The organism is Pseudomonas sp. 13B_2.1_Bac1, from assembly GCF_025466155.1.
Lineage (GTDB): Bacteria > Pseudomonadota > Gammaproteobacteria > Pseudomonadales > Pseudomonadaceae > Aquipseudomonas > Aquipseudomonas aylmerensis.
The window spans coordinates 220245-242898 of sequence record NZ_JANLOH010000089.1 but is presented as its reverse complement, the minus strand read 5'-3'; the positions used below and the strand labels follow the sequence as shown (position 1 = coordinate 242898).

The window sequence follows — 22654 nt, the reverse complement described above, 5'->3', positions numbered from 1 at the left end:
CACGCACCTTGAAAAAACTGCCGTACATGACCCTGGGCATGTTGCCGCTGAGCAGCTACGCGGCCTTCCTGGAAGACAGCAAGGCCAACCTGACCCTACGCAACTTCTATTACAACCACGACTTGCGCGACAGTAAGGCACCGGCCCAATCGAAGATTGAAGAATGGGCCCAAGGCTTTATCCTCAAAGGGGAATCCGGCTACACCGCCACCCCCATCGGCGTCGGCCTGGATTTCTACGCAGGCCTGGGCCTGAAGCTCGACTCCTCACCAGACCGCAGCGGCAGCGCCCTGTTGCCCGGTGCCTATAACCGCGCTGGCGGACCGCGCAACGCCGATCCGCGCTCGGTAGACGAATACTCCGAAGCCACCGGCGCGCTCAAGCTCAAGTACTCGCGCAGCGAACTGAAGGTCGGCGGCTTGTTCCCGAAAATACCCTTGGTCAGCGCCGGCGATGCCCGCCTACTGCCGCAGTTTTTTGAAGGCGCGATGCTCGACATCCGTGAGCTGGAGCACTTTCAGTTCAGCCTGGGACAGATGCGCAAGGTTAACTACCGTGAGTTCAGCGGCAGCCGCAACATGCAGACCGGCAACTACCTGAACGCCAGCAGTGACCGCTTCAACTACCTGGGTGGCAACTGGGCTCCCAATGGCCGCAGCTCATTGGGCGTGTGGGGCGGTCAGTTGCAGGATGTCTATCAGCAAGTGCTCTACACCGGCACCCACAGCCTGCCGCTGGGCGGCTGGACCCTGAGCGGCACGCTCAATTACCTGGACTCATCCGAGTCTGGCGTGGCCAAGGCTGGCAAGCTTGACAGCCGCATGAGTTCAACCCTGCTCTCAGCCAACTATGGCCCCCAGACCTTTCGCGCGGGCTACCAATACAACGCCGGCGATAGTGCCTTGCCGTTCCTGCACGACACCGACCTGCCCGGCGTGGCCAACGCGGTCCAGGTGCTGCGTTTCGACCGCGCACGGGAACGCTCCTGGCAAGCGCGCTACGACCTGGACTTCGCCCCGCTCGGCGTCCCCGGCCTGAGTGCTTTCGTCCGTTATGTGAAGGGCGACAACTTCAAGGTCGCCGGCGAGGATGCCAGCGAGTGGGAACGCAACCTCGACATCAGCTACGTGTTGCAAAGCGGCCCGCTGCAAGGCCTGGCCGTGCGATGGCGCAATGTCGAACTCAACGGTGACGCCACCGGACGTCGTGACGAAAACCGCCTGATCCTGGCCTACACCATCCCGTTGCGCTGACCTGCCAGCACTACGATTACTCCACCCGCCCGGAGGCACAATGACCCAGCCGACCACAACCTATTCGCTCAGCCCATCCCTGCAGGATTTTGTCGAGACTAGCCAGGGTTTCGCGCCAGTTGATGACAGCTTGGAGGCCAGACGCGCGGCCTTCGTGCGGGCCTGTCGTCATTTCACCCCGACAGTCCCACAAGGCCTGCGAGTGGAGGATCTTGCCCTGGGCGACTTGAGGTTACGCCTGTATCACCCCGATGCGCCGCCGCCCGAAGGCGGATGGCCGACCGTGCTCTACCTGCACGGAGGTGGCTGGGACCTGGGCAATCTGGACAGCCACGACTGGTTCGCCTACCGACTGGCGCGCCGGTTGCCGACCGCCATCGTCGCGGTGGATTACCGGTTGGCGCCGGATCATCCCTTCCCCGCCCCTCTGGAGGACGCCCTGGCGGCATGGATGGCATTACGCAATGGTGAACTGCATCCAGCCCTGAGCACCCACCGCCTGGCAGTGGCCGGCGACAGTGCCGGAGGCACACTTGCCGCCGGCCTGTGCCGGGCGTTGCTCGAGCGTGATTTGGCGCAACCGCTGCTGCAACTGCTGGCCTACCCGGTTCTCAGCGCCAGCGATGACCTGCCGTCGATGACCGAGCATGCCCGCACGCCGACCCTCACGACGCAGAGCCTGGCCAAGTCGCTGGATGGTTTTTTGCCCAGGTTTGCGCAGCGCCTGAATCCCTGCGCCATGCCCTTACAAGCCCAACAATTCGAGGGCCTGGCTGCAGCCTTTATCGGCGTAGCCGAGTTCGACCCGTTGCGTGATCAAGGTCATGCCTACCACCGGGTCCTGCAACAGGCAGGCGTACCCAGCCAACTGCATATGGGTCGTGGCTTGCTGCATGCGAGCCTTCGGGCGCAGGGGAGTGATGAGGTCGAGCGATTCTACGACGCCATGGGCCAAGCGTTGCGACTTGCGTTATACCCAACAAGACATTCCCACTATCTGGAACAATCCAGACGCTGCGCGACAAAAGTCATTTTTAAAGCGGGCCCTTGAATTTAGGATCAATACATACCTGCTGAACACTCAAAACCTTACTCCCAAATAGTGGGAAAAATAAAACAGGTAACGGCGCTCACAAAACACGTGCGCCTTGGCACTCCACAAAAATAACGACAGAGGCACACCTATGAACACAAATGAGCGCTACGCGCTTGAAGGCACGAGCATGCCCCCAGATGCTTCAGCATCGAGTAGACGCTCCCAGGCCGGCACCGGCACATCCGTCGCCAAGACCGGCTATCGTTTCCTGATCCTGGCCATGATCACCATCGTCCTTGCCTTGAGCAGCGCCGACCGCGCAGCTATTTCGGTGGCAGGCTCGGACATGAGCAAGGAGTTAGGCATCAGCTCGGTGGAAATGGGCTATCTGTTCTCGGTCTTCAGCTGGGCCTATGTGATCTTCCTGATTCCATCTGGCTGGTTGAGCGACCGCTTCGGCTCAAAGAAAACGCTCGCCTTCGCTATCACCATCTGGTCCATCTTCACCATCTGCATGGGCCTAGTGCATTTCATCGGCATGGTCGTGCCACTGCTATTGGCCTTGCGCTTTCTGCTGGGAATTGCCGAGGCTCCCGTTGGCCCAGGCTGCACGCGGGTCATCGCGTCGTGGTTCCCATCTTCCGAACGTGGCATGGCCGGGGCGATTTTCAACAGCGCCCAGTACATTTCACTGGCCTTCTTCACACCACTGATGGGCTGGGTTTGCTACCGGTATGGCTGGGAGTACGTTTTCATCGTCATGGGTGTCCTCGGACTGGGCATTGCCATGATCTGGTGGAAGGTTTACTACCTGCCGATCAAGCACCCAAGAATGAATGCCGCCGAACTGGAGTATATTCGGGCCGGCGAAGGCCTGGTTGACCTGGAAAGCCGCCGCGACAAATCCGGCAAGCAAATTTCGGCAACGGGCCTGAGTACCCTTGGTGAAATTGGCCTGCTGTTCAAGAGCCGCATGCTCGCCGGCATGTTCCTCAGCCAGTACTGCGTCAGCGCGATTACTTGGTTCTACGTCACCTGGTTCCCTATTTACCTGGTCAAGGACCGTGGCTTCGACATCCTGCAGGCCGGCCTGGTCGCCTCTATCCCTGCTGCCTGCGGCTTGATTGGGGCGATATCTTCCGGGTTCTTCTCCGACTTTCTGGTCCGACGCACCAAGTCCCTAAGTATTGCCCGCAAGACGCCGATCATCACTGGCGTGCTGCTCAGCTCATCAATGATCCTCTGCAACTACGTCGACTCACAGGTGCTGGTGATCGCCGTCATGAGCCTGGCGTTCTTTGGCAAGGGTTTCGGCAACCTGGGCTTCGCCGTAGTCGCCGACACCGCTCCGAAAGAAATGGTCGGCATGACCGGTGGTGTGTTCAACGCCATGGGCAACACCGCCGGGATCGTCACCCCCGTGGTCATCGGCTACCTGCTGCACTCCAGCGGCTCGTTCAATAGCGCACTGATCTATGTGGGTGCCCACGGCCTGCTCGCGGCTTTTTCCTACCTGTTTATCGTTGGCAAGATTCAACGACTCAATTTGTCCGATTTGACCAAGTCCCCTGTTGCCCCATAACAAAACGGAGAACCATCATGATCGAGAGTAACGTGTACACGGCCCCGCAAATCGAATCACAAAAAGCCGGTGCCGCCACTACCGACAGCATCGAATGGGTCAAGGTATCCCTGACCATCCTGCCGCTGGCAGCGCCGATCAGCGATGCCAAGGTATTAACCGGCCGTCAGAAACCACTGACCGAAATCGCCTTTATCTTTGCCGAGATCCGCACCCGCGAAGGCCATGAAGGGATCGGTTTTGGCTACTCCAAGCGTGCAGGTGGTCCGGGCATGTATGCCCATGCCAAGGAAATTGCGCCCAACCTGCTCGGCGAAGACCCCAACGATATCGCCAAGATCTTCAACAAGCTGCTGTGGGCCGGTGCCTCGATGGGCCGCAGCGGCCTTACCACACAAGCCATCGCTCCGTTCGATATCGCCCTATGGGACCTCAAGGCCAAGCGCGCCAAGCTGCCACTGGCCAAGCTGCTGGGCGCCCATCGCGACTCCGTGCAGTGCTACAACACCTCGGGGGGCTATCTGTCGACACCGCTGGAACACGTACTGGAAAACGTCGATATCTCCCGCGCCAATGGCATTGGCGGTATCAAGATCAAGGTCGGGCAACCGGACACCAGCATCGACTTCAAGCGCGTGAAAGCTGTACGCGAACGCCTGGGCGAAGGCTTCCCGCTGATGGTCGATGCCAACCAGCAATGGGACCGCATCACCGCACAACGCTTCGGCCGCACACTGGAGCAGTTCGACCTGACCTGGATCGAAGAGCCACTCGATGCCTACGACATCGAGGGCCATGCCGCCCTGGCGGCATCACTGGATACCGCGATCGCCACCGGGGAAATGCTCACCAGCTTTGGCGAACATGCTCAGTTACTCAACGCCCGCTCCTGCGACTTCATCCAGCCTGACGCACCGCGCGTGGGCGGTATTACGCCATTCCTGCAGATCATGAACCTGGCTAGCCTAAAGGGAATCAATATGGCTCCGCACTTCGCTATGGAGATCCACCTCCATCTCGCCGCAGCCTTCCCCCAGGAGCCCTGGCTGGAACATTTCGAGTGGCTCGAACCCCTGTTCAACGAACGTCTGGAACTGCGCAATGGTCGCATGCAGGTACCGAACCGCCCAGGCCTGGGCTTCAGCCTAAGCGAACAGGCACTGGCCTGGACCGTTGATACCAGCGAGTTCGGCAAGCGCCCCTAAGCGTACTGTCGCCATCCTTGCCTGGCGGGGATGGCGGCCACATAAAAATAATCCGAGAGTGAACATCCGCATGTCTCCCCGTGAAATCAGCCCAGTCATTCGTCTCGATCCCGCCGACAACGTCGTGGTCGCCCGCGTCGAAATTCCGGCCGGCACGCCCGTCGTCAGCGAAGCGCTGACGACACTGCAAAGCGTACCGTTGGGACACAAGGTTGCCGCGCGCATGATCGAGAAAGGCCAACCTGTGCTCAAGTACAACACCGTGATCGGCTATGCCAGTGAAGACTTGCCGGCTGGCACTTGGATGCACAGCCATAACATCAGTTTCGGCGAGACCGACCGGGACTATCGCTTCGGCCTTGACTACGTGCCCACCGATCTTTTGCCTGCAGAACAACGAGCAACCTTCAAAGGTATCGTCCGCGAAGATGGCCGGGTTGCCACGCGCAATTACCTCGGGGTATTCGTGGTCGGCAACTGTGGCGCCACCGTGGCGCGCAAGATCGCCAACCACTTCGACGAAGAGCGCCTGGCCGCCTACCCGAACGTCGATGGCGTGGTGCCCTTCGTCCACGAAATCGGCTGCGGCATGGAAATGACCGGCGAGCCAATGGACCTGCTGCGCCGCACCATCGGCGGTCACATCAAGCACGCCAACACCGCAGGGGGCTTGTTGATCGCCCTGGGCTGCGAGCGCAACAACATCTATGGTTTCATCGAGCAGGAGCAACTGGTGCTCGGTGAAATGCTCAAGTCGTTGGTGATCCAGGATGTCGGCGGTGTCAAAACTGCAGTAGAGCAAGGCATCCGAATGATCGAAGCCATGCTGCCCCAGGCCAACGCGGTCAAGCGTGAACCGGTATCGGCGGAACACTTGATCATCGGCATGCAGTGCGGTGGCTCGGATGGTTTCTCCGGCCTGTCGGCTAACCCGGCGCTGGGCGCGGCAGTGGACATTCTGGTACGCCACGGCGGTACCGCGATTCTTTCCGAGACCTCGGAAATCTTCGGTGTCGAACACACCTTGACCGCCCGCGCCATCACCCCGGAAGTCGGACGCAAGCTGATCGAACGCATCGACTGGTGGCTGGAATACAACAAGGGTCGCGACACCCAAATCAACGGTCGAGTCAGCCCTGGCAACAACGCCGGTGGCTTGGCCAACGTTCTGGAAAAATCCTTGGGTGGCGCCAAGAAAGGCGGCAACGCGCCGCTGATGGACGTGTACGAATACGCCTATCCGGTGACGACCCATGGTCTGGTGTTCATGGATACCCCTGGCTATGACCCGGTTTCCGCCACCGGGCAGATTGCCGGCGGAGCCAACATGATCGCTTTCACCACCGGACGCGGTTCCTGCTTCGGCTCGTTGCCCGCCCCGACGTTCAAGCTAGCCAGCAACTCGCCGATGTTCGAGCGAATGAGCGATGACATGGACATCAACTGCGGCCAGATCATCGACGGCGACAAGAGCATCCAGGAAATGGGCCAGGAGATCTTCGAGCGCCTTTTGGCCCACGCCTCTGGAGACAAGACCAAAAGCGAACTCAATGGCCTGGGAGAGGACGAATTCTGCCCATGGCAGATCGGCGTTCTGGCCTGACCCTCTGAGACCCGCCCGGTCACAAGCTGACGCGGGACTTCTTCTCATCGGCATTGCCCCAGGGTGTTCAGCCACAAGCTGAACACCCTGCCTCTGCCCGAGCACTCGGCTCCACCCACAATAACAACAAGATCATCGCCATCCGTATGCGCGACCAGCAACGCCGTGCCCACAGGATCATAGGAGAGACCATGCACAACAATAAAAAACTACTCATCTGCACCAGCCTCATGCCCGCTAGCCTCTGGCCCCTTCGACCTTCGCCGCAGGTTTTGTCGAGGACAGTCACGCCACCCTGCAAACCAGCAACTTCTACCTCAATCGTGACTTCCGTGAAGATGCCGGGGTATCGAAACGCGAAGAATGGGCCCAGGGTTTCGTTCTCGATTTCCGCTCTGGCTATACCCCGGGTACCGTCGGTTTCGGCATCGATGCCCTGGGCATGCTCGGTCTCAAGCTCGACTCGGCCCCCGATCGCAGTGGAACCGGCCTGCTGCCCGTGGGGCAGGACGGGCGGGCGCCGGACCAGTACAGCAAGTTCGGCCTGGCGGCCAAGGTCAAGGTGTCGAAAACAGAACTGAAGGTCGGCACGCAGATCCTCAAGTACCCGGTCATCGCTTCCAGCACCGGGCGTATCCTGCCGCAGACATTCCAGGGCGGCATCCTGACTGCCAAGGAACTGGATAACTTCACCTTCACTCTGGGGGACATCAACCGCACCACCCTGCGCGACTATTCCCACAATCAGGCCCTGACCCTGGTCAACAAGAACAAGCGCTTCAAGGCTACGCCCGACGCTGACGACTTCAAACTGGCCGGTGGCGACTATGCAATCAGCAAGAGTCTGACCTTGAGCTATCAGTATGGAGAACTGGAAAACATCTACCGCCAGCAATACCTGGGCCTGGTGCATTCCTTGCCACTGGGCAGCGGCACCTTGAAGACCGATGTGCGTTATTACGTCAGTGACGACGTCGGCAATGCCGGTGCCGGCAAGGTCGACAACCGCACCCTCAACGCGCTGGTCGGCTACAGCCTCGGCGGACACGGTATCGGCCTTGGCTACCAGGGCCTGAGCGGTGCCACGGCCATGCCCTATGTCGTCGGCACAGACGCTTCCCTGACCAACTACATGATGGCCAACGACTTCATGGAACGCGACGAACGTTCCTGGCAATTGCGCTACAGCTATGACTTCGCGGCCCTGGGGATTGCTGGCCTGACCTTTGCCACCCGCTACACCACCGCCAGCCATGCTAACCCGGCCACGGTGGCAGGCGAAGGCCGCGAGTGGGAGCGCGACACCGACCTGGGTTACACCATCCAGAGCGGCGCACTGAAGAACGTCGCAGTGCTCTGGCGTAATGCGGCCCTGCGCTCGAACTATCTGCGCGACATCGACGAGAACCGGCTGATCGTCAGCTACACCCTGCCACTGCTCTGATCCTCCGAGGGGCGGCTTCGCTGCCCCTCCATCCGCCCGCCCCCCCCCGTGGAAATTCGCCTATGTTAAGACAGATGAAATTAACCCTCAGGACCCTGCTGTGTTTCGCCTTGATCAGCGCGCTATTAGTGGCTATGGGGGCGTTTTTCCTGACCCGGATGAACGACATCCGCCATGCAGGCCAAGTCATCCAGACCGAATCCATGCCCAACATGGCCCTGAGTGATGAGCTGGGCCTCAACCTTTCTCGCCTGCGCATCACCGCCCTGTTGCTGCATGCCTTCAACTCCCCGCAAGACCTGATCAAATACAGTGGCAACATGAATGCCCTGACGTTAAAGATCGAGAACAACCTGGCGCAGTACAGCAACATTGCCACTACCGACGAAGAGCGCACTGCCCTGAGCAAACTCAAGGATGCCTACCAGACCTACAGGGAAGGCATGCTTGAGGAAATCGAGTTGCTGAAGGCTAACCGCCAAAGCGACGTTGTGCTGCAACTGCGCAAACTCAACGAGTATGCCAACCTCATGAATGAGCAAACAGCAGGGTTGGCCGCCATTAACCAGCGCGCCGCAATCGAGGCTGGATCTGTGGCCGAGCAGACTTACAGCCAAGCCCGAAGCATCGCCATCGGCGCGACTATCGCAGCGCTGCTGATCACCCTTACCCTCGCTTGGCGCTTCAGCCGCAGCATTATCCTGCCTTTGCAAAACGCAGTGATCGTGGCTCAAAGCATTGCCGCCAACGACCTGACCCTGCCCATTTCAACGTCCGGCAGAGATGAACCTGCGCAACTGCTGCAAGCACTGGCGAGCATGCAAGGCAACCTGCGCAACACGCTTGGGGACATCGAAAAAACCGCGGATCAATTGGCGTCGGCGGCAGAAGAAATGACCCGGGTCATGGAGCACAGTCGTCAGTCACTGCAGGAACAGAATAACCAGATCAATCAGGCCGCCACAGCGGTCAACCAGATGAGCGCCGCCGTCGAAGAAGTTGCCGGCAACGCCGTCACTACCTCAGAGCAATCGCAGACTTCAACGCAAACAGCCGAGCACGGCAAAATTCAACTTGGCGAAACCATCACCTTGATCGACGCCCTGGTCAACCAGGTGCAACGCGCTGCGATGCGGGCCGAAACACTGTCCGAACAGAGTCGCGGCATCACCAAGGTTCTGGATGTCATTCGCTCGGTTTCCGAACAGACAAACCTGTTAGCGCTCAACGCGGCTATTGAAGCCGCCAGGGCAGGCGAAGCCGGCAGGGGATTTGCCGTCGTAGCTGATGAGGTCCGGGCCCTTGCCCACCGCACCGGCGAATCCACCCGAGAGATCGAATCGATGATAGGGATGGTTCAACAGGGAACGACAGACACCGTTGAGGCGCTCAAGGCGAGCGTCACTCAAGCCACTGGAACTTTGCTCAAGGCCGGCATTGCGGAACAGGCTCTGCACACCATCACTCAAGCCGTCGGCGGAATAAATGAACGCAATCTGATCATCGCCACCGCTGCCGAAGAGCAAGCCTACGTTGCCCGGGAAATCGACCGCAATCTGATGCAGATCCGCGATCTCTGTGACCAAACAGCGACTGCCGCCAACCAGACCAGCGCCGCCGGCAGTGACCTGGCACGACTCGCATCGGGGCTTAACCTGATGCTCAGTACGTTCAAGCTTTAAGTCGGTGAAGCATCGACCACTTGCCGCCCCTTTCGTGTACCACGAACCACCGTCAGTAAGTGAAATCATGCCCGAGCTCTTTCTGCATCCATTCCAGAAAACGCCTCACGCGGGGAAAGTTTGAGTGGGCTCTGGGAAAGACCAGATGATGCGCGGTAATGGGGGCGCTCAGTTCCGGGGCAACCTCGACCAAGTCACCACGCGTAAGATAGTCCTGAGCCAACAACGTGCTTTCCAGTGCGAAGCCAAGCCCGTGGCTGGCGGCCTCCAATGTCATGTACGAGCGATCGAAACTGAGGGTGTAGGGTTTTTCCGGCCGTGATACACCGTGCTGTGCAAACAATTGCGGCCACTTGATCAATGTTGCCTCTGACAGAATCAGGTTGCAGCCGAGCAGATCCGCAACAGCCCGGACGGGTTGTTTCTCCAACAGTTTCGGCGAAGCCATCACCGCGATCTTTTCATTGCGCATGGTGCGCACTTCGAAGCTCGGCCAGTTGGGCATGCCGTGGCGGATGTCGACATCGATCTTGTCTCGGCTGAAGTGCAGTGATTCGTAGGAGCACGAGAGATTGAGCTGGATATCGGGATGGCTCTGGCGAAATTGCTCCAGTCGCGGCATCAGCCACAGCAGGCCAAAACTGGGCGACGAGTGCAAACGCAGACAATCAAGACTGACATCGCTGGTGGCGCGCTCGGTCGCCACCGCCAGGCTATGCAGGATGCCAGACACCTCAGTGAGGTATTGCTCACCCACAGGCGTCAAGGTTACCCCCCTGGCCGTTCTCAGAAAGAGTTGTCGACCAATCATCGCCTCGAGCTTGGCCAACTGGTGACTGACGGCTGAGGGCGTCAGATCAAGTATTTCAGCCGCTCGCGCGACGTTGCCAAAGCGTGCCGTTTGCTCAAAGGCCTGAATGGCTTTCAGGGGTGGCAGTATCGGAGGTGCATCGCCAGGTGAACGCATGATTATTTTTATTCCGCTACAGAAGGCATAAGCCGGTCGTTGGGCCATTCAACCATTCGATCTGCGTGATGGCGAGTGCTGATTTTTTTTCAGCACCGAGTGACATTCGCGTTATTGCTCAGGGATGCCTTGAAGAACAAGCTGGATCATCGATTCATAGCGGATCGACCCAATAACAACAATCAGAGGTACCCTCCATGCTTCTTCAAGGCAAAGTCGCGATCATCACCGGTGCAGCCTCCGCGCGTGGCATTGGCCGCGCCACAGCAACCACTTTCGCGAAGCAAGGCGCCCGCGTCGTGATCCTCGATCTGGATGATTCCGCCGCCCGCGATGCCGCGGCCTCCCTGGGCGAAGGCCATCTGGGTCTGGCCGCCAACGTCGCTGACGAATCCCAAGTGCAGCAGGCGGTCGCGAAAATCATCGAGCATTTCGGTCGCATCGACATCCTGGTCAACAACGCCGGTATCACCCAACCCCTCAAGACCCTGGACATCCGCCCTTCGGATTACGACAAGGTGCTGGACGTCAGCCTGCGCGGTACGTTGCTGATGTCCCAGGCGGTGATCCCGGTCATGCGCCAGCAGTCGACCGGCAGCATCGTGTGCATGTCGTCGGTTTCCGCTCAACGGGGCGGTGGCATTTTCGGTGGCCCGCATTATAGCGCCGCCAAAGCCGGCGTGCTGGGCCTGGCCAAAGCCATGGCGCGCGAGCTGGGCCCGGACAAGGTGCGCGTGAACTCCATTGCCCCCGGCCTGATCCATACCGATATCACCGGCGGCCTGATGCAGGACGAACGCCGTCACGCGATCATCGACGGCATCCCCCTCGGACGCCTAGGTGAGGCGCAGGATGTGGCCAACGCGGCGTTGTTCCTGGCCAGCGACCTATCCTCTTACCTGACCGGCATCACCCTGGATGTGAACGGCGGCATGCTGATTCACTGATGACAGCTGGCGGGCCTCGCGGCCCGTGCGGTTCTGGATCGACGACGCAGCCGGGCCACAAGCCTGGCGGTCAATAAAAATAAGAGATCAGACCATCATGACTACCTTGTCGCTCGAAGCGGTTTCGACCGTGCGCTCCAACGCCTACCGTAAAACCGCGTGGCGCCTGATGCCCTTTTTGATGCTGTGCTACCTGTGCGCCTATCTTGATCGGGTCAATGTCGGCTTTGCCAAGCTGCAAATGATGAACGATCTGGCACTTAGCGAAACGGTCTACGGACTGGGTGCCGGCATGTTCTTCATCGGTTACTTCCTGTGCGAAGTACCGAGCAACATCATCCTGCACAAGGTCGGTGCGCGGGTCTGGATCGCCCGCATCATGATCACCTGGGGCATCGTCTCCGCCCTGTTCGCCTTCGTCGAAACCGCCTGGCAGTTCTACGCCCTGCGCTTCCTGCTCGGTGTTGCCGAAGCCGGTCTGGCGCCGGGTCTGCTGCTGTACCTGACCTACTGGTTTCCCTCCTACCGGCGTGCGCGCATGACCGTGTTGTGGTTCATCGCCATTCCGCTGTCAGGGATGGTCGGCGGCCCGCTCTCCGGCTGGATCATGAACCACTTCGCCGGCATGCACGGCTGGGCCGGCTGGCAATGGATGTTCGTGCTGGAGGCGGTGCCCACGGTCGTTGTCGGGTTACTGGTGCTGAGCTATCTCAAGGACGGCGTGCATCAGGCCAGTTGGCTCGATGATGACGAGAAAGCACTGATCAGCCGCGAACTGGCCGAGGACGACCAGCAGAAAGTCACCCATGCCTCGGTGGGCGAGTTCATCCGCGATCGCCGTCTGTGGTTGCTGGCCGGCATCTACTTCTGCGTGGTGATGGGTCAGTACGCCATCACCTTCTGGCTGCCGACCCTGGTGCGTAACGCGGGGGTTTCCGATCCGCTGCACATCGGCTTCCTGAGCAGCCTGCCCTACCTCTGCGCAATCGTGGCCATGCTGTATGCCGGACGTAGCGGCGACAAACATCGTGAGCGTCGCTGGCACCTCATTGTGCCGATGATCGCAGGTGCCATCGGGTTGAGCCTGGCGGCGCTGATGGGCGGGAATGTACTGCTTTCCATCCTCAGTCTGTGCCTGGCCGCTTCCGGAATCCTGTCCGCGACGTCGATGTTCTGGATGCTGCCCACCACGCTGCTCGGTGGGGTGTCCGCCGCCGCCGGAATCGCGGCAGTCAACAGCATCGCCAACCTCGCAGGCTTCTGCTCGCCCTATCTGATCGGCTGGGTCACCACACAGACCGGCTCCAGCGCCATCGGCATGTACCTGATCACCGGTGTTCTGCTGTTCGGTGCCACGTTGGTACTGCGCATCCCCGCCGCCTCGGTCAATCGTTGATTCATTGGAGTTTCACCATGACTGTTCAAACTGCATTCACGTCGCCCACGACGCTGGCACAACGCGCCCACAACATTCGCCGCCATGCCCTGCGCATGGGTCAGGTTCAAGGGCAAGGCTATGTCGGCCAGGCCCTCGGCGCTGCCGACCTGCTGGCCGTGTCCTACTTCCACGCCCTGAGCTACCGGCCCGAAGACCCGGAATGGGAAGCCCGCGATCGCTTTTACCTATCGATCGGTCACTACGCGATTGCACTGTATGCGGCCCTGATCGAAGCCGACATTATCCCGCTCGACGAGCTGGAAACCTACGGCGCGGACGACAGTCGCCTGCCGATGTCGGGCATGGCCACCTACACCCCCGGCATGGAGATCACCGGCGGTTCGCTCGGTCAGGGCCTGGGCATCGCGGTCGGTGCCTGCCTGGGCCTCAAACGCAAAGGCTCAACTGCCTTCGTCTACAACCTGCTGTCGGACGGCGAGCTGAATGAAGGCTCGACTTGGGAAGCGGTGATGTCGGCGTCGCACTGGAAGCTCGACAACCTGATCGCCATCGTCGACGTCAACAACCAGCAAGCTGACGGTTACTCGAGTGAAATCCTCTCGTTCGAGCCTATCGTCGATCGCTGGCAGGCTTTTGGCTGGTTCACCCAGCGCGTCGATGGCAATGATCTGGAAGCACTGGTCGCCGCATTCGACGCCGCGCGCAACCATCTCGGCACCCAGCCACGGGTGATCATTTGCGATACCAAAATGGGCAAAGGCGTGCCCTTCCTCGAATCCCGTGAAAAAAACCATTTCATCCGAGTGGAAGAACACGAATGGGATCTGGCACTGAGCAACCTTGAAGAAGGAAAAAACCAATGAGCAACGCAGCCAACACTCCGTCTTCCACGGTTGAACCGGCCAAAAAACGCCTAACCACCTCGGCGATGATCGCCTCGATTGCCTCAGAAGGTCAGACCACCAGGTCCGCACCTTTTGGTCATTCGCTGGCCGCGCTTGCAGATCAGCGTCCGGATATCGTCGGCCTGTCCGCCGACTTGTCCAAGTACACCGACCTCCACATCTTCGCCAAGGCGCACCCAGATCGCTTCTATCAAATGGGCATGGCTGAGCAACTGCTGATGAGTGCGGCAGCGGGTATGGCCCGGGAAGGCTTCGTACCCTTTGCCACCACCTACGCCGTGTTCGCTTCGCGACGCGCCTATGACTTCATCTGCATGGCGATTGCTGAAGAGAACCTCAACGTCAAGATCGTCTGTGGCTTGCCCGGCCTCACCACCGGTTACGGCCCAAGCCACCAAGCCACGGATGACCTGGCGATCTTCCGCGCCATGCCCAACCTGATGATCGTCGACCCGTGCGATGCGCTTGAAATCGAACAGGCCGTGCCCGCCATCGCAGCGCACCAAGGCCCGGTTTACATGCGCTTGCTACGCGGAAATGTGCCGCTGGTACTGGACGAGTACGGCTACAAATTCGAGATCGGCAAAGCCAAGACCCTGCGCACCGGCAACGATGTTTTGATCATCTCCACCGGTTTGATGACCATGCGCGCACTGGAGGCTGCAAAAGAGCTGCAAGCGGACGGGGTTGATGTTGCCGTGCTGCACGTGCCGACGATCAAGCCACTGGATGAGCAAACCATTCTGACTGAAGCCCGCAAACCAGGTCGCCTGGTGGTCACCGCAGAAAACAGCTCCATTATTGGTGGACTGGGCGAGGCAGTCGCCGGCGTGTTGCTGCGCAATGGCGTGACGCCGACCTTCAGGCAGATTGCATTACCCGATGCATTTCTGGATGCCGGGGCCTTGCCGACGCTGCATGATCGTTACGGCATATCGACTGAGGCTGTCAAATCCCGGATCAAAGCCTGGCTTTGACCGAATTCACCACATGCACCGATAACACTCAGCCCCAATCGAACGGTTTGAAAACCTGAAACTGTACCCAGATAGCGGCCTATGGAGACAGCGGTCGCTATTCATATACGTGCAAGTCCCCTGCCCCGCGAGCATCGACACCGTAGCGTCGGTTCCGAGACCCAGCCTTCAACGGCTGGTAGCGCCCTGTAGAAAAAACTGCATAACCTGCGTCGCCATCCCCACCCGGGCAACCCGCCCACGCCGTTCTGCGTCGACAAATCCGTAAATGATCGAGGCAAACATCTCCGTCAGCACCTGGGCACTGATGTCGATACGAAACACTCCTTCGTGCTGACCGCGCAGAAAGAAATTGTCCAGCGCGTCCGAATAAGGCTGCCAGCGGCTGCCGCCTGCGCGTTCATCCAGCGAGTCAGGCCGCCACTGGAAGGCCAGGAAGGCCAAAAGTTCACGGTGGGTCAAATGGTTTTCGATCAGGCGCTGTAGGGCCTCAAGAGGCGGCGCGTCCTGCAAGTTCGCGTTATCCATGACCTGACTGATCACGGTAGAGCCGTAATTGAACAGCCTCTCAATGAGGTTGTTACGCGTGCCACAGAAGCGATTCAACGTGGCCTTGCTCACCCCTGCGGCTTCAGCGATGTCTTTGAACGTCCCTGCCGGGTGATCGACCATGGCAATGGCCAGAGCCTTCAACAGTTTCTCGTTCGCTGCAGATAAATCCATTAGGCGTTTCTTCGATTATCAGAATGACGTGCGAGCCATTGTGCAGAAATGGCTCATCTTCTCAAGTGCTATGGCTAAGTTGCTCACAAAAGCACCTTATGAGTCAATATTGACTCATTTGATAAAATAAACAATCATCCGCATCTTTAACAGCTAATGGGCGTGGCCCAGGTGAAAGATGAGTACGTCGCGCAGATGGCAAGTGGTTCCGGTACTCCCTTTATTGGCCGCATTGAGCCTGGCAGGTTGTGAACAGCCGCCGCAGGGTTGGGGCGGACCCGGGGGGCCGCGTGAAGTCGAAGCGATGACAGTCAGCAGCGAACCACTGACCCTGATCGCACAACTACCGGGGCGTGTAGAGCCGGTGCGCGTGGCTGAAGTGCGCGCACGGGTAGCGGGCATCGTGCTGGCTCGGCATTTCGAGGAAGGCACGGATGTCAAAGCCGGCGATCTGCTGTTTCAGATCGACCCGGCGCCGTTCAAGGCTGCGCTCTCGCGGGCTCAGGGCGAGCTGGCCAAGACCGATGCTGCGCTGTTCCAGGCTCAGACGACCGTCAAGCGTTATGAACCGCTGGTCAAGATCGAGGCCGTCAGTCAGCAGGACTTCGATACCGCCAAAGCGGCCCTGCAAAGCGCGCTGGCAGCCAAGCGCTCGGCCCAGGCCGATGTCGAGACAGCGAACCTGAACCTGAGCTACTCCACGGTCAAAGCCCCTATCGCCGGGCGCATAGGACGAGCCCTGGTCACCGAGGGAGCATTGGTCGGTCAAGGCGACGCAACCATGATGGCGCGCATCCAGCAACTGGACCCGATCTACGTCGACTTCACCCAACCCGCGGCCGATGCATTACGGATGCGCGCCGCCATCGAACAGGGGCGCCTTACCGGCAATGCTGAAACCCCGCTGACGCTGAGTGTCGAAGGCTCAGAGCACCGGAGCCAGGGCGAACTGTTGTTCTCCGATGTCGCCGTGGACCGCGCCACCGGCCAGATCTCGCTGCGCGGGCGCTTCGCCAACCCGGGAACGGCGCTGCTGCCGGGCATGTACGTGCGCGTCAGTGCGCCACAAGGCCTGGACAAGGCCGCCATTCTGATACCGCAACGAGCCGTGCAGCGCTCTGCCGATGGTCAGGCACGAGTGTTGGTCATCGGCCAGGACCAGACAATCGAAGCCAAACCGGTGAACACCGGCGCCATGCAGGGCTCCCGCTGGCAGATCACCAAGGGACTGGTCGTGGGTGACCAGATCGTCACCGGCGCAATGAACGGCATCAATCCTGGCGACAAAGTCATTGCCAAATCGCTGACTACCCAGCAGGCCAAGGTCCAGTAAGGGCGTAGCGCTCAAGGAAACGACATGTCTCAGTTTTTTATCCGACGCCCGAATTTTGCCTGGGTCGTCGCGTTGTTCATCATGCTCGCCGGTCTGCTGGTCATCCCGTTGCTTCCGGTGGCCCAGTACCCGGTCGTCGCGCCACCGCAGATCACCATTACCGCCAACTACCCGGGCGCCTCGGCGAAAGTCCTGGTGGATTCGGTCACCAGCGTCATCGAGGAAGAACTCAATGGCGCCAAGGGCCTGCTCTATTACGAGTCCACCAGCAACTCCAACGGTACCGGCGAGATCGTCGTGACCTTCGAACCCGGGACCAGCCCACCGCTGGCCCAGGTCGATGTCCAGAACCGGATCAAGAAAGCCGAGGCTCGCCTGCCCAAGGCCGTGCTCGATCTGGGCCTGCAGGTCGAGCAAGCCAGCTCCGGCTTCCTGATGATTTACACCCTGAGCTACAAAGGCGACAACGCCGGCAAAGACACCGTCGCCCTCGCCGACTACGCCGCGCGCAACGTCAACAATGAAATCAGTCGCGTCAAAGGTGTCGGCCGGCTGCAGTTTTTCGCGGCTGAAGCCGCCATGCGGGTCTGGATCGATCCGCAGAAACTGATCGGTTACGGGCTGTCCATCGACGATGTGAATGCGGCGATCCGCACGCAGAACGTCCAGGTGCCGGCCGGCAGTTTTGGCAGCACCCCCGGCTCGTCGCAACAGGAGCTGACCGCGACCCTGGCGGTCAAGGGTACGCTGGACAACCCGCAGGAGTTCGGCCGCATCGTCCTGCGCGCCAAACAGGACGGCTCGACTGTGCGCTTGGCCGATGTGGCGCGGATCGCCGTGGGCAGTCAAAGCTACAACTTCGAGTCGCGCCTCAACGGCAAGCCTGCCGTTGCCGCCGCTGTGCAACTCGCCCCCGGCGCCAATGCCATTGCAACGGTGGCGGCAGTCAAGCAACGCCTGAACGAACTCTCAGTCAACCTGCCCAGCGATGCCGAGTTCTCCGTTCCCTACGACACCTCGCGCTTTGTCGACGTAGCCATCGACAAAGTGATCTACACCCTGATCGAAGCCATGGTCCTGGTGTTCCTGGTGATGTTCCTGTTTCTGCAGAACATCCGCTACACCTTGATCCCGGGCATCGTGGTACCGGTCTGCCTGCTGGGCACACTGACCTTCATGTACCTGCTGGGTTTCTCGGTGAACATGATGACCATGTTCGGCATGGTACTGGCCATCGGCATCCTGGTGGACGACGCCATCGTGGTGGTGGAAAACGTCGAGCGCATCATGGCCGAGGAAGGACTCAGCCCCGCTGCGGCGACGGTCAAGGCGATGGGCCAGGTGTCGGGCGCAATCATCGGTATCACCCTGGTCCTGTCGGCGGTGTTCTTGCCGCTGGCCTTCATGTCCGGTTCGGTGGGGGTGATCTACCAGCAGTTTTCATTGTCGCTGGCGGTGTCCATTCTGTTTTCGGGTTTTCTGGCCCTCACCTTCACCCCGGCGCTGTGCGCCACCCTGCTCAAACCCGTCCCCGCCGGGCATCACGAAAAACGCGGTTTCTTCGGCGCGTTCAACCGGGGTTTCAACCGCCTCACGCAGCGCTATGAGCGCCTCAATACCCAACTGGTCAAACGGACCGGGCGCTACATGTTGATCTATGCGGGCATCGTCGCTCTACTGGGCTTTTTCTACCTGCGCCTGCCCGAGTCTTTCGTCCCGGTGGAGGACCAGGGCTACCTGATTATCGATGTCCAGCTCCCTCCTGGGGCCACCCGTAACCGCACTGACCAGACGGCCCGAGAACTGGAACGCTACATGATGTCCCAGGACACCACAGCCTCGATGACCATGTTGCTGGGTTTCAGTTTTTCCGGCCAAGGCGAAAACGCCGGCCTCGCCTTCCCGACGTTGAAAAACTGGTCGGAGCGCGGCAAGGGACAGTCGGCAGCGGACGAGGCGGCAGCCTTCAACCAACGGTTTGCCAGCCTGAATGATGGCACCGTCATGGCCGTGAGCCCGCCGCCGATTGAAGGCATGGGCACTTCCGGCGGCTTCACCCTGCGACTGCAAGACCGCGCCGGACTCGGCCGAGAAGCCCTGTTGGCAGCGCGTGACCAGTTGCTGGGCAAGGCCAACGGCAATCCGAAGATTCTCTACACGATTATGGAAGGACTGGCGGAAGCACCGCAGTTGCGCCTGGATATCGATCGGGAGAAGGCCCGAGCGCTAGGGGTGAGTTTCGATTCGATCAACAACGCTCTGTCAACGGCGTTCGGCTCCACGGTGATCAATGACTTCGCCAATGCCGGGCGCCTGCAACGCGTGGTGGTGCAAGCCGAGCAGGCCGACCGGATGACCCCGGAAAGCGTGCTCAAGCTGTATGTGCCCAACGACAGCGGCGCCTTGGTGCCTCTGAGCGCATTCATCACGACCCGCTGGGAGGAAGGCCCCGTGCAGATCGCCCGCTACAACGGCTACCCGTCCATCAAGATTGCCGGGGATGCGGCCCACGGGGTCAGCACTGGCGAAGCCATGGCCGAACTGGAACGCCTGGCCGCCGAACTTCCACTTGGAATAGGTTACGAATGGACCGGCCTGTCCTATCAGGAGAAAGTCGCCAGCGGCCAAGCCTTGACGGTCTTTGCTCTGGCCTTCCTGGTGGTGTTTCTGTTGCTGGTCGCGCTCTATGAGAGTTGGGCCATCCCGTTGACGGTAATGCTGATCGTCCCGGTAGGTGCGCTGGGCGCCGTGCTGGCCGTTACTGCCGCCGGCATGCCCAATGACGTCTATTTCAAGGTCGGCCTGATCACCATCATCGGCCTGGCGGCGAAAAACGCGATCCTGATCGTCGAATTCGCCAAAGAACTGTGGGAGCAAGGCATGCCCGTACGCGAGGCAGCTATTCAAGCTGCGCGCCTGCGTTTTCGCCCCATCGTGATGACTTCCATGGCCTTTATCCTCGGCGTCGTGCCGCTGACCCTGGCCACCGGAGCCGGCGCTGCCAGCCAGCGCGCCATCGGCACCGGGGTGATTGGCGGCATGCTCAGCGCCACCCTTCTGGGGGTGATTTTCGTCCCGGTGTTCTTCGTCTGGGTGCTGTCCTGGCTGCAACGCAAAGCTCAATCATCCGCCTCTGGCGAAACCCGGACCACGGAGTAACCCCCATGCGCTCGAATAACCTCCGCTGGTCCACCGTAGCGACACTGAGCATCGCACTGGGGGGCTGCTCGCTGGCTCCCGACTACCATCGGCCTGAATCGCCGGTGGCGGTGCAATGGGGCGACACCTCACCGCAAACAACCGACACCGCTGCCGTCGATGCCGATGCCTTGAACTGGCAAGCCTTTATTCTTGACCCACAGCTGCGCCGCCTGGTGGCGGCCGCCCTGGACAACAATCGCAGCCTGCGCCAGGCGCTGCTAGACATCGACGCGGCGCGCGCCCAGTACCGGATCCAGCGCGCCGACCGCGTACCGTCGCTCAACGCCACCGCCAGCGGCAATCGCCAACGCCTGCCCGGTGACCTTTCGACCACAAACAACCCACAGGTCAACAGCACTTATCAGGTCGGCCTCGGGATAAGCGAGTTCGAGCTCGATCTGTTCGGTCGGGTGCGCAACCTGTCCGACGCAGCACTGGAACAGTACCTGGCGACTGCAGAAGCAACCCGCGGCACGCAGATCGCTCTGGTGGCCGAAGTCACCCAGGCCTACTTGACCCGTGACGGCGCACAACGGCGCCTTGCGCTTACCCGACAGACGCTTGAGACGCGCATGGCCTCGCTGGAACTGATAACCCAGCGACGCAAGGCCGGCACCGCCACGGCACTGGATTTTCAAGAGGCCCTGGGGCTGACCGAACAGGCCCGGGCCGACCTGGAAAGCACCGATCGGCAGCTACGTCAGGCCGGCCATGCCCTGCAACTGCTGATCGGTACACAGGATGCAGCGAGCGACCTGCCCACCACACCGCAGGATGCGCTGCTGCTGGTGCAGGACATCGCCCCCGGCACCTCGTCTAGCTTGATTGAGCGACGCCCGGATATCCTCGCCAGCGAACACCGGCTCAGGGCGCGCAATGCCGACATCGGTGCCGCCAGGGCGGCGTTCTTCCCGCGCCTGTCACTGACCGGCTCGGTCGGTAGTTCCAGCAAGGCGTTATCCGGCCTGTTCGACGGCGGCTCGAACGCCTGGACCTTTGCCCCGAGCCTGTCACTGCCGATTTTCGCCGGTGGGCGTAACCGCGCCGGTCTGGACCTAGCCAAGGTGCGCAAGGACTCGGCAGTAGCCAACTATGAAGGCACGATCCAGAGCGCTTTCCGCGAGGTCGCCGACAACCTAGCTGCCACCGACACGCTGCGCCGCGAGGAAGTCGCCCGCCGGGCCTTGGCCGACTCCAGCCAGGAAGCGCTGAAGCTGGCCAAGGCCCGCTACGAAGGCGGAGTGGATACCCATCTGCGCTACCTGGATGCCCAGCGCAGCGCCTTCAACGATCAATCCACGTTGATTGTGGTCAGTACCGAGCGACAGATCGCACTGACCAATCTGTTCAAGAGCCTGGGCGGTGGATGGCGTGCTGATGCAGCCGAAAATCGCAATTACTGAGCCCTGACGCTGATCATCGAACACCCCAGGAGGGTCAATGCACACTGAAAGTGATTATCTGAAGATTGGTCCCGGCGAGTTCGACGCAACTTCTCTAACGGAGTTGATCCAGGGGCAGTCCTCGCCCCTCTGGTTCACTGGCGTCGACTTCAGCGGACAGGATCTGTCGAGGGTCAATCTGCAAGGCGCACACTTCGAGCGCTGCCTCTTCGCAGGCAGCAATCTGACCGCGGCAAAGCTCGATAGCACCGAGTGGCTGAATTGCCGAGCAGCACACGCGATGTTTCGCTCGGCAACCTTGGTTGATGCCAGGTTCGTCAGTTCCGATCTGAACAATACCCAGTGGCACCACAGCAAGCTGGCTCACGCCTCCTTTGACGGCTGCAAGCTGACGGGCGCCAATTTCATTGACACCTCTACCCTGGGTTTAAGTTTTTCCGACTGCGTGCTGCGCAGCGCCTGCCTGTCCGGCCTTTCATTCTACAAATCGCAGCTGCGAGGCCTCGACTTTGCCGACGCCGATCTGAGTTACTGTGACTTTCGTCATGCCGTCTTTCTTGAGGGCGGAAGCTTGTCGCTGGCTCGGGTCAATAATGCTCGTTTCGACCAGGCTGATTTGCGCGAGGCCAGCCTCGATGGACTGCGCCTTGTCGATGCGAAGATGTTCAAGGGCGCTATTATCTCCAAAAGCCAGGCAGCGATGCTGCTGTCAGGGTTAGGCCTGACAGTTTTATAGCGCAGCTCTTTCGTTTTTACATTACGTATAGGAATACTACTTATTAGTTAGCCTTTGAAATTTCGCAACATTCTCGGGTGAAATAAAGCGATAGGGAATGAACAAACTCTGTTCAACTGTTTTTTAACATTCATTTTCATGGCGTCCTCCAGAGCACCTTCTGATTGGCCTCTATCATCCTGAAACACAGATGCCGTCAGGAGGCCTCGTTGGATCGCGGCCAACCTGCCGGAAGTACCTTCAACCCCTCGAACAAGA

At 60.1% G+C, this 22654-nt stretch carries 17 protein-coding genes and 1 pseudogene; 16 read left to right on the top strand and 2 right to left on the bottom strand.

Annotated elements, in window-relative coordinates; all coding sequences use genetic code 11:
• The first annotated feature begins 26 nt into the window (after nucleotides 1-26).
• The 8 genes and pseudogenes from NTD80_RS21415 to NTD80_RS31410 all read left to right on the top strand — a co-directional run bounded on the left by NTD80_RS21415 (nucleotide 27) and on the right by NTD80_RS31410 (nucleotide 9805).
• Nucleotides 27-1253, top strand: coding sequence for an OprD family porin (locus NTD80_RS21415; protein WP_262135070.1), 1227 nt, complete (start codon nucleotides 27-29; stop codon nucleotides 1251-1253).
• 40 nt (nucleotides 1254-1293) lie between these two features.
• On the top strand, nucleotides 1294-2304 hold the full coding sequence (locus NTD80_RS21410; RefSeq protein ID WP_262134915.1) for an alpha/beta hydrolase: 1011 nt from the start codon (nucleotides 1294-1296) through the stop codon (nucleotides 2302-2304).
• A gap of 265 nt (nucleotides 2305-2569) precedes the next feature.
• Complete coding sequence (locus NTD80_RS21405) at nucleotides 2570-3871, top strand: MFS transporter (RefSeq protein WP_262135069.1); 1302 nt, start codon at nucleotides 2570-2572, stop codon at nucleotides 3869-3871.
• A gap of 17 nt (nucleotides 3872-3888) precedes the next feature.
• On the top strand, nucleotides 3889-5076 hold the full coding sequence (locus NTD80_RS21400; protein WP_262134914.1) for an L-talarate/galactarate dehydratase: 1188 nt from the start codon (nucleotides 3889-3891) through the stop codon (nucleotides 5074-5076).
• A gap of 70 nt (nucleotides 5077-5146) precedes the next feature.
• Nucleotides 5147-6679, top strand: a complete 1533-nt coding sequence (locus tag NTD80_RS21395) for a UxaA family hydrolase (protein ID WP_262134913.1) — start codon at nucleotides 5147-5149, stop codon at nucleotides 6677-6679.
• Between the two features lie 244 nt (nucleotides 6680-6923).
• Nucleotides 6924-8123: an OprD family porin gene (locus NTD80_RS21390; RefSeq protein WP_262135068.1), complete on the top strand. Its 1200-nt coding sequence runs from the start codon at nucleotides 6924-6926 to the stop codon at nucleotides 8121-8123.
• Between the two features lie 62 nt (nucleotides 8124-8185).
• Nucleotides 8186-8947, top strand: a pseudogene (locus NTD80_RS31415) (MCP four helix bundle domain-containing protein); the annotation flags it as partial.
• Nucleotides 8942-9805, top strand: a complete 864-nt coding sequence (locus tag NTD80_RS31410; protein ID WP_410017425.1) for a methyl-accepting chemotaxis protein — start codon at nucleotides 8942-8944, stop codon at nucleotides 9803-9805. The pseudogene NTD80_RS31415 and the gene NTD80_RS31410, both read left to right, overlap by 6 nt.
• 52 nt (nucleotides 9806-9857) lie before the next feature.
• Here the strand turns inward: NTD80_RS31410 and NTD80_RS21380 are convergent, their stop codons facing one another.
• The gene (locus NTD80_RS21380) at nucleotides 9858-10772 is read right to left on the bottom strand and encodes a LysR substrate-binding domain-containing protein (RefSeq protein WP_262135067.1); all 915 of its coding nucleotides are present in this window, start codon (nucleotides 10770-10772) and stop codon (nucleotides 9858-9860) included.
• Between the two features lie 197 nt (nucleotides 10773-10969).
• Between NTD80_RS21380 and NTD80_RS21375 the strand changes: the two genes are divergently transcribed.
• From NTD80_RS21375 to NTD80_RS21360, 4 genes are all read left to right on the top strand, one after another.
• Complete coding sequence (locus NTD80_RS21375; RefSeq protein ID WP_262134910.1) at nucleotides 10970-11719, top strand: SDR family NAD(P)-dependent oxidoreductase; 750 nt, start codon at nucleotides 10970-10972, stop codon at nucleotides 11717-11719.
• A gap of 97 nt (nucleotides 11720-11816) precedes the next feature.
• Nucleotides 11817-13115 (top strand): MFS transporter, encoded by a 1299-nt coding sequence (locus tag NTD80_RS21370; protein ID WP_262134909.1) that lies wholly within the window; start codon nucleotides 11817-11819, stop codon nucleotides 13113-13115.
• A 17-nt stretch (nucleotides 13116-13132) separates the two neighbouring features.
• On the top strand, nucleotides 13133-13981 hold the full coding sequence (locus NTD80_RS21365) for a transketolase (RefSeq protein ID WP_262134908.1): 849 nt from the start codon (nucleotides 13133-13135) through the stop codon (nucleotides 13979-13981).
• The gene (locus NTD80_RS21360) at nucleotides 13978-15000 is read left to right on the top strand and encodes a transketolase family protein (protein WP_262134907.1); all 1023 of its coding nucleotides are present in this window, start codon (nucleotides 13978-13980) and stop codon (nucleotides 14998-15000) included. The genes NTD80_RS21365 and NTD80_RS21360 overlap by 4 nt, the downstream gene beginning before the upstream one ends.
• A 168-nt stretch (nucleotides 15001-15168) precedes the next feature.
• On the opposite strand, the gene NTD80_RS21355 is transcribed toward NTD80_RS21360, so the two are convergent.
• A complete protein-coding gene (locus NTD80_RS21355) occupies nucleotides 15169-15723 on the bottom strand; it encodes a TetR/AcrR family transcriptional regulator (protein WP_262134906.1) in 555 nt (184 codons plus the stop codon).
• Nucleotides 15724-15901: 178 nt separating this feature from the next.
• Here NTD80_RS21355 and NTD80_RS21350 point away from each other — a divergent pair, with 178 nt between their 5' ends.
• The 4 genes from NTD80_RS21350 to NTD80_RS21335 are packed head-to-tail and all read left to right on the top strand — an operon-like array spanning nucleotide 15902 to nucleotide 22396.
• On the top strand, nucleotides 15902-17056 hold the full coding sequence (locus tag NTD80_RS21350) for an efflux RND transporter periplasmic adaptor subunit (RefSeq protein WP_262134904.1): 1155 nt from the start codon (nucleotides 15902-15904) through the stop codon (nucleotides 17054-17056).
• Nucleotides 17057-17080: 24 nt separating this feature from the next.
• Nucleotides 17081-20215, top strand: a complete 3135-nt coding sequence (locus tag NTD80_RS21345) for an efflux RND transporter permease subunit (protein ID WP_262134903.1) — start codon at nucleotides 17081-17083, stop codon at nucleotides 20213-20215.
• 5 nt (nucleotides 20216-20220) lie between these two features.
• The gene (locus NTD80_RS21340; protein ID WP_262134902.1) at nucleotides 20221-21660 is read left to right on the top strand and encodes an efflux transporter outer membrane subunit; all 1440 of its coding nucleotides are present in this window, start codon (nucleotides 20221-20223) and stop codon (nucleotides 21658-21660) included.
• Between the two features lie 37 nt (nucleotides 21661-21697).
• Nucleotides 21698-22396 carry a pentapeptide repeat-containing protein gene (locus NTD80_RS21335; RefSeq protein ID WP_262134901.1) on the top strand — a complete coding sequence of 233 codons (699 nt, stop codon included), beginning with the start codon at nucleotides 21698-21700 and terminating at the stop codon, nucleotides 22394-22396.
• The last annotated feature ends 258 nt before the right edge of the window (nucleotides 22397-22654 follow it).

Bases quoted from the DNA above. Each gene is read 5' to 3' on its own strand.
- NTD80_RS21350 (WP_262134904.1), top strand. From the start codon at position 15,902: ATGAGTACGTCGCGCAGATGGCAAGTGGTTCCGGTACTCCCTTTATTG.
- NTD80_RS21360 (WP_262134907.1), top strand. From the start codon at position 13,978: ATGAGCAACGCAGCCAACACTCCGTCTTCCACGGTTGAACCGGCCAAA.
- NTD80_RS21405 (WP_262135069.1), top strand. From the start codon at position 2,570: ATGATCACCATCGTCCTTGCCTTGAGCAGCGCCGACCGCGCAGCTATT.
- NTD80_RS21415 (WP_262135070.1), top strand. From the start codon at position 27: ATGACCCTGGGCATGTTGCCGCTGAGCAGCTACGCGGCCTTCCTGGAA.
- NTD80_RS21395 (WP_262134913.1), top strand. From the start codon at position 5,147: ATGTCTCCCCGTGAAATCAGCCCAGTCATTCGTCTCGATCCCGCCGAC.
- NTD80_RS21345 (WP_262134903.1), top strand. From the start codon at position 17,081: ATGTCTCAGTTTTTTATCCGACGCCCGAATTTTGCCTGGGTCGTCGCG.
- NTD80_RS21365 (WP_262134908.1), top strand. From the start codon at position 13,133: ATGACTGTTCAAACTGCATTCACGTCGCCCACGACGCTGGCACAACGC.
- NTD80_RS21410 (WP_262134915.1), top strand. From the start codon at position 1,294: ATGACCCAGCCGACCACAACCTATTCGCTCAGCCCATCCCTGCAGGAT.
- NTD80_RS21355 (WP_262134906.1), bottom strand. From the start codon at position 15,723: ATGGATTTATCTGCAGCGAACGAGAAACTGTTGAAGGCTCTGGCCATT.
- NTD80_RS21380 (WP_262135067.1), bottom strand. From the start codon at position 10,772: ATGCGTTCACCTGGCGATGCACCTCCGATACTGCCACCCCTGAAAGCC.
- NTD80_RS21340 (WP_262134902.1), top strand. From the start codon at position 20,221: ATGCGCTCGAATAACCTCCGCTGGTCCACCGTAGCGACACTGAGCATC.
- NTD80_RS21370 (WP_262134909.1), top strand. From the start codon at position 11,817: ATGACTACCTTGTCGCTCGAAGCGGTTTCGACCGTGCGCTCCAACGCC.
- NTD80_RS21400 (WP_262134914.1), top strand. From the start codon at position 3,889: ATGATCGAGAGTAACGTGTACACGGCCCCGCAAATCGAATCACAAAAA.
- NTD80_RS21375 (WP_262134910.1), top strand. From the start codon at position 10,970: ATGCTTCTTCAAGGCAAAGTCGCGATCATCACCGGTGCAGCCTCCGCG.
- NTD80_RS21335 (WP_262134901.1), top strand. From the start codon at position 21,698: ATGCACACTGAAAGTGATTATCTGAAGATTGGTCCCGGCGAGTTCGAC.
- NTD80_RS31410 (WP_410017425.1), top strand. From the start codon at position 8,942: ATGCAAGGCAACCTGCGCAACACGCTTGGGGACATCGAAAAAACCGCG.